Below are 13491 nucleotides of genomic sequence, written 5' to 3'. Positions count from 1 at the left end.
ATGGATTTCAGAACGCTGAGCGAGCGTGTGGAAGAAGGCTGAAAAGTTCGGCTAGAGAACTAAAAATGGAGCATTCACACAGCAATAGCCAGCTTCTAAATCTCAAATTTAAAAGCTATAACGCTCTCAAAAACGATTTTCGGATATAAATGGGAACTATCTGAAAAACCTGTTAAACTACTTAAAAAAGGAGGAACTGTATGATTATCAAATGCCGAGAACTGCCAGCAAAAATTAACGGTTATGAAGCTTTACTGAAAAGACTATCGCCAAGGCACCCGAAACGAACAGCTATTAAAACGAGTCTTCATAAAGCAAGAGCCGATTATGGAGGTGAAGAGCGTCTAGACGAAGCGCTCTATTTTTTCGATCCACCATACGCATATCAAATGATCCAAGATTTTTCATTGGACGAACCGTTCAAAATTCAAGTCGATACTGTTTTGATTACACAAAGCTGCGTGATTTTACTGGAAGTCAAAAACAGTACAGGCAAACTTCAATTCAAGCAAAATCCTAGCCTGCTGCATACCATTTCGGTAGACGGAGAAGTTAAAAGCGATACAAGTCCAATCACGCAAATGGATGAGACCGCGCTGCGTGTAGAAAAAATTTTAAGAACAATGGGTTATAAGTTGCCGGTTTCTAGCATAATGGTCGTTGCCCACCCCTCTCAAATCGTCGAAGAAGTACCACGAAACTGTCGAATACTAGCAGTCGGCGACATAAACTTCTATTTGTCTACCTTAAACTTACCCACACCGATCCTCTCACTAGAAGAACTCCATGAACTCGGCAAAACACTCCTCACACTCCATCAAAACGTTCCGGCTTTTCCACTTGCTCCTAAGTTTCAAATCGAACAATCTGAAATCGAAACCGGCGTTTTCTGTCCACGTTGTCACCTTGGGAAAATGGAACGAACAACAATAGCATGGGAATGTGAAACATGCCGGTTGATCAGCAGAAACGCACACTTAACAGCACTCGACGAATGGTTTATGCTATTAAAATCATCAATTAGCACAGCAGAATGTTGTGGATTTATTGGGATGACAAATCTCGAAACAGCTAAACATTTTCTAATGAAAAACGGTTGTCAACCAGTAGGTGGAAGGCGATATCGCCATTATACTCGTCAATAATAAACGGGAAACTTGAATTGAGAACACACGGATTGAATAGGGAAAATCCCCGTGTAGCAGCGCGGAATACGGAGGTTCCCCCCCTCACTTACAGCATTTCTTCACAACTTTCTCCTGTCCTCGTGTACAATCAAACTATAGTATTTAATTTTTCAGTTAAAGGAGTCGAGCCGATGAATAGTGAACAGCAAATAGTGGATTATTTTCATCATTTTCACGCGCATCCAGAAGTCAGTTGGAGAGAAGTAGAAACGACAAAAAAATTAGCAGCGATTATGACTGAACTGGGCGTCAAACATCATACGTTTCCAGATGTTACCGGGTTGATTGCTGAAATTGGTGAAGGACCAGAAGTAATTGCAATGCGGGCCGACATGGATGCGCTTTGGCAAGAAGTGGACGGGACATTGCAAGCTAATCATTCGTGCGGCCATGATGCCAATATGGCGATGGTGCTCGGTGCATTGCTGTATTTAAAAGATGAAACACTAACGAAACGTGTACGTTTTATTTTTCAGCCGGCCGAAGAATTGGGCAATGGCTCACTGTCAATGATTGAACGTGGGGCAATTGATGAAGTTTCGCAACTATATGGTGTTCATTTACGTCCTATCGAAGAGTTGCCATTTGGCCAAGTGACACCTGCACTTCATCACGGATCGGGTATTTTCTTAAGAGGAAAAATTCAAGGTGTCGATGCTCACGGGGCACGTCCGCATCAAGGAAAGAATGCTATCGATGTGATTGCAGCCATTCATCAATTTGTAAAATCGATTTATTTCTCGCCGTTTGAATCTTATTCAGCAAAGCTGACTCATATCCAAACAGGTGGAGACAGCCTCAACATCATTCCGGGAGCAGCGAAATTTGCACTGGATGTTCGGTCGCAATCGAATGGATTAATGATAGAACTGCAGCAAAAAATTAGCGACGGCTTAACAGCGATTGCCAAACTGCATGATGTCGAAATCACTTTTGAGTGGACGGATTATACGCCTGCTGCGGAAGTGTCAGAAACCGCGATGCACATTGCGGATGCCGCTATTCGTCAGACACTTGGGGACGAAGCAACTGCACCACCTATTCAAACAACCGGTGCAGATGATTTTCATTTTTATACCATTAAAAAACCTGAACTTCATGCCGCGATGATTGGCATTGGAGCAGATTTGACGCCAGGGCTTCATCATCCAATGATGAATTTTAACCTCAAAGCACTTGATATTGGTGCACGTGTTTTAGCCAATATAGCAAAGCACAAATAAAAATATAAAAAAATGATAGAAAACAAGGAAAAAGGGTATAGGTAAAACAGAGTAAAAAAAGCATATTTGAGAGATCTCAAATAGGAAGGAGGGCATATGAAAAAAAATGTTGTTTCGATACTAATCGCTCTCTTATTTTTACTTCCTGTCTCATCTGTTCAAGCTCACCACTTTCCGGACTTGTCAAAATATCATTTTGCTTATTATTCAATCCATAATTTATCCAAAGCGGGAATTTTAAATGGGTACAGTAACGGAAAATTTGGTCCTAATGATAATGTGACTAGAGCACAAGCAGCACTAATCTTAGCTAAAACCTTAAAAATCGATTTGAACACAAAGTTCAAACCCACATTCACAGATGTACCAACTACTCACTATGCCTATAAAGAAATTGCCGCTTTAACTGAAAAAGGCGTATTTGCGGATGCTACGAAATTTAATCCAGACAATCCTTTACCAAGAGCGCAAATGGCAAGAATTGTAGTAGCAGGTTTTGATATTACGGTAGATGCTAACGATGAAATTAGTTTTAAAGATGTTCCCTTAACGCATTGGGCACATTCTTATATAGTGACGATGGCGGAAGTTAATATTACCAGAGGGGTAACAACAGCAACGTTTCAGCCAGAGACGTTAGTAACACGCGCACAATTGGCTGCTTTTATTGAACGGTCTATTCAATTCTCAGAACGTGTCAATGCAAAAACGATTACTTACGACAAGGCAAAAAAAGCATATTCAGGTGTGACATCAGTTGCCTACGACACCATCGCAATGGTCAATGAAATCAGACAAGCAGCAGGTGCAGGAAAGCTACAGGAAGACTCAGCTTTGACCAAAATTGCTCAACTAAAAGCAGAAGACATGGCGCGCAATAATTATTTTGCCCATAGCTCTCCAACTTATGGCTTGCCGTGGGAAATGGCAATTGATTTAGGTTACCCAACCAATCAAGTAGGCGAAAATTTGGCGAGTGGGTACATAACTGCAAACGAAACAGTGGATGCATGGATGGAGTCTTCAGGCCATAAAGACAATCTTTTATTAAAATCGTATACAGTAATTGGCGTAGGGTATACGGAAGATTCAGATGGATTCCCTTATTGGGTGCATATGTATGCGATTAGGTAACGAAAAAGTACGTAAAAGCGGTACATGAAGCCATCAATATTCCCCGGGAAATAACTTAAAATACTAAAAATTCTCATCACCTTTAATCAGGTGATATAATGAGAGTGAGCCGATATCCGAGACCCTCTTTTACAGAGGGTCTCATTTTTATATCTAGTAGCAGAAAAATGTTTTAGCTACTGGTGACAGGGTATTGATAACAAGTTGAGTAAAAGGGGAGAATTTAAATGGATGCTTTTTTAGATGGGATCACGTGGTTCGTTGATAACGTCAATACTTTACTGTGGACATACATATTAATTGCATTACTGATGGGCCTCGGCCTTTATTTCACCATTCGTACCAAATTCGTCCAAGTTCGCTTGTTTGGCGAGATGTTCCGAGTGATTACTGAGAAGAAAGACGGGGACAGCGGCGTATCTGCTTTCCAAGCTTTTACCATCTCAACTGCATCACGTGTAGGAACTGGGAACATCACTGGTGTCGCTTTGGCAATTGCCATTGGGGGACCTGGAGCTGTTTTTTGGATGTGGATGGTCGCGATTATCGGAATGGCTACTGCATTCATCGAAAGTACATTGGCTCAAGTTTACAAAGTTCGTGACGGTGAACAATTCCGTGGCGGTCCCGCTTATTATATGGAAAAAGCGTTGGGTAACCGCAAATTAGGAATCGTTTTTGCGATTCTCTTAACGTTGGCGTTTGGATTTATCTTCAACTCGGTTCAATCAAACACCATCGCGCAATCATTTGAAGATGTCTTCAATATTCCCGATTGGTCGGTTGGATTGGGACTTGTTCTTTTGACAGCGGTCGTTATTTTCGGTGGCGTTAAACGAATCGCCAGTGTGACACAAATAGTCGTACCGATCATGGCAACTGTGTACATCATTGTGGCCTTGTATATTGTCATCATGAATTTTACTGAAATTCCTGCTGTCTTTAGTTTGATTATGAAAAGTGCTTTCGGCTTAGAAGAAGCAGTAGGCGGCGGTATTGGTGCAGCGATTATGCAAGGTGTTCGTCGAGGATTATTTTCCAACGAAGCCGGTATGGGTTCTGTACCGAACGCGGCAGCATCTGCCAACGTTTCGCATCCAGCGAAGCAAGGACTCGTTCAAAGTTTAGGTGTATTCTTCGATACAATCGTTATTTGTTCGGCAACAGCTTTTATCATCATCTTAGCCGGACTGTATTCAACGAGTGAAAAAGAAGGAATTCTTTTGACACAGGCTTCACTAGATGTCCACTTAGGTAGCTGGGCGCCTTACTTTTTAGCAATTGCTATTTTGTTCTTTGCTTTTAGTTCAATTATTGGTAATTATTATTACGGTGAAACGAATATTGAATTTATCAATGCGCATAGCGGCTGGTTAATGGCTTACCGTTTTGGTGTCTTGGCGATGGTCATGTTCGGTGCACTCGCTCAAGTTCAATTGGTTTGGAATATGGCTGATCTGTTCATGGGCTTCATGGCCGTACTCAATTTGGTCGTCATTGCGCTGCTTGGCAAAACGGCTTTCAACGTACTCGACGATTATACAGAACAACGTAAAGCTGGAAAAAATCCAGTATTCTTTGCGAAAAACATTCCCGGTTTAAAAAACACAGAATGTTGGGGTGAAGGCGAAAGCCGTCACGAATAATAAAGAAAAACCCTTTTGCTAATTGGCAAAAGGGTTTTTTAGATTTCAAGAAAATAGAAGGGATGAATTTTTAAATGGGATCCCTCGCTTTTTGCGAAGTAGAATCGAGCGTTACCATCGGTTTTATGAAGTCCCTCAACAAGAGTCGAGTAAATGCCTAGCTAAATAGTGGAGCCGAAACATGAGTGAGTCATTTAACCTACATAACAATTAAAAGAATAATGTGTTTTTTGTGTAAATTGTCTAGCTGGACCTTGTTTATTTTGGTAAAGTAGAAGAGCAATGAGAAACATAATCCTTAAGGAGGAAAGAGCACATGACAAATGTCTTACAGAACAAAAAATTCATCGCTTCGGCAATCGCTGTAACAATGGTGGCTTCCGCAGTTTCAACCGTATCAGCGGATACGACGAAATTTCAAGATGTTTCCGACCGTTACATGAAAGCGGTTAATTTTTTAGTTGAAAATGGCATTACCAATGGTATTTCTGAAACACATTACGGTACGGCGGAAAATATAAAAAGACAAGATGCAGCTGTAATGATTGCGCGGGCAATAGGATTTAATTCAAATCAAGATTTTAACGATTCCGGATTTACAGACGTTCCGGCTTCAGCCAAATGGGCTGTAGATGCTTTAGTACAAGCAGGGATTGTTCACGGGAAAACAGCAAAACGCTTTGGTTCAACAGATTTGCTGACACGAAACGAACTTTCGAAAATCTTGGCCGGCGCTGCACAATACGATATAGATGACAAAGTAACAAAAACACAATTTACTGATGTTAACGCCAAATTTGCAAAATACGTAGACGCATTACTTAAAAATGGCATTACAGTAGGGAAATCTGAAACGCAATACGGTTCAGAATTCAATCTGACACGTGGCGAAATGGCCTTGTTTATTTTCCGAGCAAAAGAAGATTTGAAGAGAGAGTTATTCTCAATGTCTTTGATGCATACAAATGATACACATGCTCGCTTAGCGTCAGCCCCTAAACGCGTAACGGCTGTGAAGGAATTCCGAGCAAAAAATCCGGATGCTTTATTGCTAGATGCTGGAGATGTATTTTCTGGAACGTTGTATTTTAACGAGTTCACTGGGGAACCGGATGTTAAAATGATGAATTTAATGGGCTATGATGCCATGACTTTCGGAAATCATGAGTTTGACTTAGGTTCTTCTGAAGAAGGACACCAGGCATTAAAAGATTTCGTCACAGCTGCCACATTCCCATTCTTATCTGCCAATGCAGATTTTTCGAAGAATCCGTTGTTTGAAGGCTTGTTCCAAGCAAAAATTCCAACAAAAGCAGATTCGGGAAATATTTATTCCGGTATGGTGAAGGAAATTAATGGCGAAAAAGTAGGGATATTTGGTCTTACAACAGAAGATACAGCTGCTATTTCCAGCCCGGGCGATATCACGTTCTCAAATTACATCGATGAAGCTCAAAAAATGGTAGACGAATTTGAAAAAATGGGAATTGATAAAGTAGTCGCGCTGACGCACATTGGATTTGATGACAACGCTGCCGTAGATAACGATCAAGAATTAGCAAAAGCAGTCGAAGGAATTGACGTCATTGTAGGAGGGCATACGCATACAAAGTTAACTAATCCTGTCTTGGTGAATAAGTTTGAAGCGCCAACAATTATTGTTCAAACGGGACAATACGGCGATAGTTTAGGAACCTTGAATGTGGAATTTGACGAGCATGGCGAAGTGTATGCATATGGCGGCGAGTTGATCAAAATTGAGGCGCAAGCTGAAGATGCAGAAGCGCTGAAAATCCTTAAACCTTATACAGACAGAGTAAAAGAAATTGAAGAAGAAGAAACGGCAGCAGTTGCTGTATCGGCTCTCCTCAATCCACGATCGGGTGATGAAGGCAATACAACTGGAGCTAGCGTGCGAAGCAACGAGACACCATTAGGCAATATTATTACGGACGGCATGCTGGCAAAAGCAAGAACTTTTAGTCCAGAAACTGTAATGGCTTTCCAAAATGGTGGCGGGATTCGCTCTGGGATTAACGCGGGACCAATTACAGTGGGAGAAGTCATCACTGTATTACCATTTGGCAACACATTAGCGACAATGGATTTAACAGGTGCTGAAATCAAACAAGCATTTGAAATCAGCGTAGGTCAGTATCCAAACGAAAATGGCGGATTCTTGCATGTGGCTGGAGCCGAAATTCGTTTTGATGCATCAAAACCTGCGGGATCGAAAATTGTGTCAATTACGTTTGTTGATGCGAACGGAGTTAAAACACCTTTAGTAGATTCAACAACATACAAAGTGGCTACTAATGCCTTTACAGCTAAAGGCGGAGATGGTTATGACGTGTTAGCGAAAGCCTACGCTGAAGGTCGCGCGATTGATTTGGGCATCTCAGATTGGATTAACTTCCAAGAAGAGTTAGAGCGGATTGGTCAAATCACACCTAAAGTTGAAGGACGTATTGTCGAAATTAACACACCTCAATAATTCAGTAACTTTACTATTGTCGAAAGCTTTGTCCTGAGTAAAAAGGGCAAAGCTTTTTTTTGTGATCAAAATTTTTTTAAGAAAATGAAAGAAATGTATGGTCGCTAAGATAAATTTACTATGAGTCAAAAGACAGAGTGTTTTCTTCTCACTGGAATGCAATTAAACGAGATGTCTCAATGAGTTAAAAAGAAGAACAAGATGAAAAAAAAGTAATAAAACCGAAACACTGACGTTTAAGTAAAGATCCAATAAGTGACTTTTGGTTCACTGTAGTTATTAAATTTAATTGTTAAATAAAGTAAATAGTCTTAAAGTTACATAGAATTTATATGATTTATAGTTTAAAGTGTTGATTAACAAAGTCATCTAGGAGGAATATAAGTTTGAAAAAGTGGATAATTTTACTATGTATAGCACTCATTTCTTCAGTAATAGTCCCTAACAGTCATGTGGAAGCAAGTGGAAATTTCCAAGATATTGGGGATAGTCACCGTGCTGTAACTGAAATATCTTATTTAGTGAATAAGAAAATCATTAACGGTGTAACGTCAACTCACTTTGTGCCTGATAGAGAAGTGACAAGAGGAGAAGCTGCTGCAATGATTGGCAGATCTTTAGGGTTGAATGGTACGAAACGTGATACGGGCTTTAAGGATGTTGGAGCTGGCAACATGGCTTCAGGTTATATCGTGGAACTTGTTAATAAAAAAGTAATTAGCGGCTATAGCGATGGAACGTTCCGTCCGAATGCTAAGTTAAATCGTGGTGAAATGGCAATTTTAATCAATCGTGCTTTTAATCTCGGAGGCACCAATTCATCAAACTCTGCTCAGATTCTGATGGATAAAGGAATTGCGCAAGGAATGACAGATGGCAGCTTTGGAACGAACGTTACGATTATTCGTTCAGACTTTGCTGTATTCTTAGCAAGAACACTCAATGCAGATTTCCGTGTGCAGAGTGGAGATACCTCTATTTTTAAAACAACACAATACGTGAATGTAGGATCAACTACATTGAATATGCGCTCTAAACCGCAAATTACCAATTCGCCTTCAAATGTTATTGCGAAACTTACACACGGACAAGCAGTAAGTGTTGCAAGTTACACTGGCAATTGGGCATATATTAAAGTCAATAACCTTAAAGGATATGTTGATAAATCCTATTTACAATCAAAAAAACCATCTGCTGTACTGCCGGCTCCTCCCCCAGTAGCTGGCAATGATATCACAGTAATTATTGATCCCGGGCACGGTGGTAGTGACCCAGGAGCAGATGGTTTCGGATTTTTAGAAAAAAATGTTGTGCTAAATGTTGGCAATCACATGAAAGCTTATTTCGACAAGACGGCGATTCAAGTGAAAATGACACGGACAGGTGATACGTTCCCGAGTTTGACACAGCGTGCTCAATTTGCTGGGAAATACGGCGGCGATTTATTTGTTAGTATTCATGCCAATGCTTTCAACAACTCGGCTAATGGACAAGAGTCGTTTTACTATAGTTCAAAAGCTGCAACAAATCCCTATACAAATCAGTCTAAAGCGCTGTCTATCTATATGCTTGGCAGAATGCAAGAAGCTTGGCCGTTAGTTAATCGCGGAGTAAAAGAAGGCAATTTAGCCGTATTGCGTCAAAATACGGTGCCTGCTACTTTAGTTGAAATGGGCTTTATTGACAGTGCAACAGATATTAAATACATTCAATCAGAAACTCATCGTAAAAATATGGGCAGAGCCTTATTCTTAGCCACTCTGGATTACTATTACCATTACGAAGGACGCACGGATTTAGCTCAGTATTACAGTGTAGCTGGATCTTCACCAAGTAAACGACTTCACTAAATATGTATTCTTTTCCACAAAACCTCCACCAGTATTGTCATCAGGTGGGGGTTTTGTATTCAGGGAATAGCGTATTAAAATTAGAAGAAAAATACTGTTGACTAAACAAAAGGGCCTTAATTCTGAAAAAATATATACCTTTTTATTGTAATTATTAAACATATAAAAGCGACTTGTTACACAAATGTAATGAAAATGTAACAATAACTGTGAGAATTGTCTGTTAAAATCAAAATTAGGTTAACAGCACGATTAGATGATTCGGTGCTTGATCAGCTAACCGGATCAAAAAACAATAAGAGGTGACAAATTGAAGAATCGCATATTGCTAATAATGATGATGGTACTAATACTTTCAGTAGTCAGTCCGTTTTTATCTACTGAAGCTAAGGCAACAGCACCAGACGATATTGCCAGTTATGCTCTTAAATTTAAAGGAACACCTTACAAATTTGGTGGCACTACTACAGCGGGATTCGATTGTTCAGGTTATATCCTGCATGTATTCAAAAATTTCGGTATTTCGTTACCAAGAACGTCAGCAGAACAATTTAATGTAGGGACACCTGTTTCGAAGAGTAACCTTCAAGAAGGTGACCTAGTATTCTTTGCCAATACATATAAGCCGGGAATTTCTCATACAGGTATTTATTTGGGAGACGGCGACGTAATTTCAGCAGAAAGTAAAGGTGTAGCAATTTCGAACCTTGATACAAATCCTTACTGGGGACCTAAATACGCGGGTGCCAAACGCTTAAGTGGTGCAACAAGTGTTACGCCACCTATTCAAGCGGTGTTGCCACCAGTAACAGATGGTGAATTTGTAGATGTGGCTGCGACGCATCCAGCCTATAAAGCGATTAAATCATTAAATACTTCTGGAATTATTAATGGTTTTGAAAAGCAGGACTTCCGTCCAAATGAATCAATCACGCGTGGACAAGCAGCAGCTATGGTGAATCGTGTGTTGCAACTTGAACCATCAGGCGCTGTTAAGTTCACAGATGTTTCAACGACACATCGTTTTGCAAAAGACATTGCAGCGATGAATCAGTCAGGAATTATTCTCGGGTACACAAATGGCGCATACGGCGTAGATGATACGTTAACAAAAACGCAATTGGCAGTTATTTTAGATCGTGCCTTTAAAATGTCTGAGTCCAGCAAAGCACAAGCGAGTACATCGTCTATAAAATATTTAGATATTCCTTCAACATTCTGGGCTCACAAGCCTATCGTTACCCTTAAAGCAATTGATCAAACAACGGTTTTCCAAACATCAAGATATTATGAGTCCAAAAATGCAAATCGTTCAGAATTTGCAGCTGGGTTATACAGTGCAATGAGAGTGAAGTAATCGAATACGCAAAAGAACCTTTCTCTACAAGGGGAAAGGTTCTTTTTTTGGTACTAGAGATAGGTGTAAAGAATCAGTTTCGAGAGCTTTTTTTTGATGTAGTTAAATCACATTAGGCATAAGGATCTTATTTTAGTGTATTCCCAGATTCTCCTTCTTTAAAACATATTTTTACTATAAACTATGTATAAAAGAGGTTTATATTGGCAACTAATGAACTATTAGGATGATTCAAAACTACGAGTAGGATGCGTTGCAAAACGCTATTCGTACACTCAACAGGGGGCACATATGAAGACAGTCAATAAGTTAGCAGTCATTATTTTACTAATTACCGGTATTTTTGGCTTTGCCTCAAGCAGTGAAGCTACTGACATTGTACCTGGCAGTGCGCTAGAAAAAGAAATGAAAGAAATGGTGCAAAAAGGAATTTTGACAGGGTACAAAGACGGTACATATAAGCCGACAGCTAATGTAACCCGGGAACAATTTGCTGCATTTATTAACCGTGCATTAAATTTACCAGCAGGAATCCACCCGTTTAAAGACGTTCCAAAAAATTCTAGCCTTTCAAATGAAATTGGAGCAGCCTATAGTGCAGGCTTGATGGTCGGAGTTACAGACAGCACATTCCGGCCAACTGCTAACATTACACGCGAACAAATGGCTCAAACCTTAAAAAATGTTCTTGAATACCAAGACATGGAAGTAATAGAAAAGCGCATCGAGTTTTCAGATGCTGAAGACTTTGTTTCTTCTGGCGGGATTCGCGCAGTATTTGCGATTGTTCATTACGAGATTACAGAAGGTATGCCGGATGGGAAAGGCGGTTTAAAATACGGACCGAAAGACATTGCTAGCCGTGAACAAGCTGCTGCTTTTATCTATCGCTTCTTGTTGGCTCATGAAAAAGCAAGTGTGCCACCGATTTTGCCAGACATACCAAATGATGGATCGTTGTATTATCTTGGGTATGTAGATAAAGGCGTACTCGTCAAACAGCAGTACGGTCATAAAGACTATCAGCTAGCGGTCGAATCGTTTAAAAAGGTTCCAACTGCACAAGTGATTTTCCATGGAGATGAAATCATTCAGATGAAGAGTGGATTGGCTTTTGGTAATCGAGTTTCAGGGAGCGGTACAAAAGAAGTGACCACCATTTATTATGATTCTCAATTTACCAAACAAGCTACATACATCGAACACGGCAGAGAATTACGTTATATCGATTCAACTGAAGAATTTGTAAAAGTTCAAGTGGGTGGAACGATTGGGTATGCAAAACATAGCGAAGTGGATTTTGTTCCTTCAGAATTAATTACAAATCAAGACTATTACTTGAAAAACAAATGGGGAACGCTAGAGCATTACCAATACAATTACGTTAGTAAAACTCGCGCTAGCCATTCAATTGGGCCTGCGCCTTCAGAAATGGCTGAAGGAGTAAAATACTACAGCAAAGACGGGATACATTTTGCCAATGCAGCAGGAGTTACTCAGTTTGTTCACTACCCTTATTTCCAGTATCAATCTGTTCGCACAACTACCAATTACACTGCTGAACAGCTAGATCAATATGTGATGAGCAAACTAAAAGCAGTCACGACGAGTTCAGGAACATATAAAGACGCAGTAAACAAGTCGAAGTTAATTGGTACGGGTAAATATTTTATTGCGATGCAAAACAAATACAATGTCAACGCTTTGTTCATGCTATCTGCTGCCATGCACGAAAGTGCTTATGGCATGAGTGGCAATGCACAGACCAAAAACAACTTGTTCGGAATTCGTGTTTTTGACGGCTCTCCACATGAAGGCACGGTTTACTCTAAACCCGAAGCGAGTATCGATGCTTTTGCACGTGAGTACATGAACCGCAATTATGCAAATCCGCTCGGTGGCTATGCAAACGGAGCAAGTCCTGGCAACAAGACGACAGGCTTTAACGTTAGCTATGCTTCAGATCCGACATGGGGTGCGAAAGTAGCGGGACACATGTTCCGTGCAGATTTAGAATTAGGCAAAAAAGACATCGGGCAACACAAATTAGGCATTACCAATACCGCTTCAACAAACGTTCGAAACGCGCCAAACGGTCCGACGGTATTGTATCAATTCAAGCGTGGAAACCTAGGTGTCAACAATGCGTTTGGTTATCCTGTCGTCATTCTAGACACTCAAAAAGCAACGGATGGCTATACTTGGTACAAAGTCATTTCTGACTTGAATCCTGAGGCAGATACGAATAACGGTGTAGGGTGGATTCGTTCCGACTTAGTTGATCCTATTAATTGATATCGACAAATAAACAACAAAAGGCGCGTTGGATAAAATCCAACACGCCTTTTGTTTTTTTCGGGTCGTAGACAAAAGAATTTTTATAATCACTTCATCATTGATATGTAAGACTCTGCGCTCCAAGCTGACGCGATGCCAGTTGCCGAGGATGAAGCTTGAGCCTCCTGATCGCATTGCGCTCCAAATCCTTGAGAGATTGCTTATGAAAACTAGATTTGGTGGTTAGACCGGTTGACTTATACACAGTTATTCATTTTGATTAGATCTTTTTCTTTTCGCATACCACTTAATTCAAAATGTCT

The 13491-nt window shown here is 40.3% G+C and carries 8 protein-coding genes; all 8 read left to right on the top strand.

The features are described 5' to 3' along the window. The first annotated feature begins 200 nt into the window (after positions 1 to 200). A complete protein-coding gene (locus tag AJGP001_RS13715) occupies positions 201 to 1145 on the top strand; it encodes a nuclease-related domain-containing protein (protein WP_071153066.1) in 945 nt (314 codons plus the stop codon). Between the two features lie 173 nt (positions 1146 to 1318). Beyond that, the gene (locus AJGP001_RS13710; RefSeq protein ID WP_071153067.1) at positions 1319 to 2410 is read left to right on the top strand and encodes an amidohydrolase; all 1092 of its coding nucleotides are present in this window, start codon (positions 1319 to 1321) and stop codon (positions 2408 to 2410) included. A gap of 96 nt (positions 2411 to 2506) precedes the next feature. Beyond that, positions 2507 to 3544, top strand: coding sequence for a CAP and S-layer homology domain-containing protein (locus AJGP001_RS13705; RefSeq protein WP_071153068.1), 1038 nt, complete (start codon positions 2507 to 2509; stop codon positions 3542 to 3544). A gap of 227 nt (positions 3545 to 3771) precedes the next feature. Then, positions 3772 to 5190, top strand: a complete 1419-nt coding sequence (locus AJGP001_RS13700) for an alanine/glycine:cation symporter family protein (RefSeq protein ID WP_071153069.1) — start codon at positions 3772 to 3774, stop codon at positions 5188 to 5190. A gap of 316 nt (positions 5191 to 5506) precedes the next feature. Then, complete coding sequence (locus AJGP001_RS13695; protein ID WP_071153070.1) at positions 5507 to 7684, top strand: 5'-nucleotidase C-terminal domain-containing protein; 2178 nt, start codon at positions 5507 to 5509, stop codon at positions 7682 to 7684. A gap of 386 nt (positions 7685 to 8070) precedes the next feature. After that, a complete protein-coding gene (locus AJGP001_RS13690; protein ID WP_078080665.1) occupies positions 8071 to 9534 on the top strand; it encodes an N-acetylmuramoyl-L-alanine amidase in 1464 nt (487 codons plus the stop codon). A gap of 310 nt (positions 9535 to 9844) precedes the next feature. After that, positions 9845 to 10891: a C40 family peptidase gene (locus tag AJGP001_RS13685; protein WP_143039495.1), complete on the top strand. Its 1047-nt coding sequence runs from the start codon at positions 9845 to 9847 to the stop codon at positions 10889 to 10891. Positions 10892 to 11182: 291 nt separating this feature from the next. Further along, the gene (locus AJGP001_RS13680; RefSeq protein WP_071153073.1) at positions 11183 to 13186 is read left to right on the top strand and encodes an S-layer homology domain-containing protein; all 2004 of its coding nucleotides are present in this window, start codon (positions 11183 to 11185) and stop codon (positions 13184 to 13186) included. Positions 13187 to 13491: the final 305 nt, after the last annotated feature.

The organism is Planococcus faecalis, from assembly GCF_002009235.1.
GTDB classification, from domain to species: Bacteria; Bacillota; Bacilli; order Bacillales_A; family Planococcaceae; genus Planococcus; species Planococcus kocurii.
Note: the sequence above shows the minus strand (reverse complement) of the source record. Positions and strands in the feature narration are given on the sequence as shown.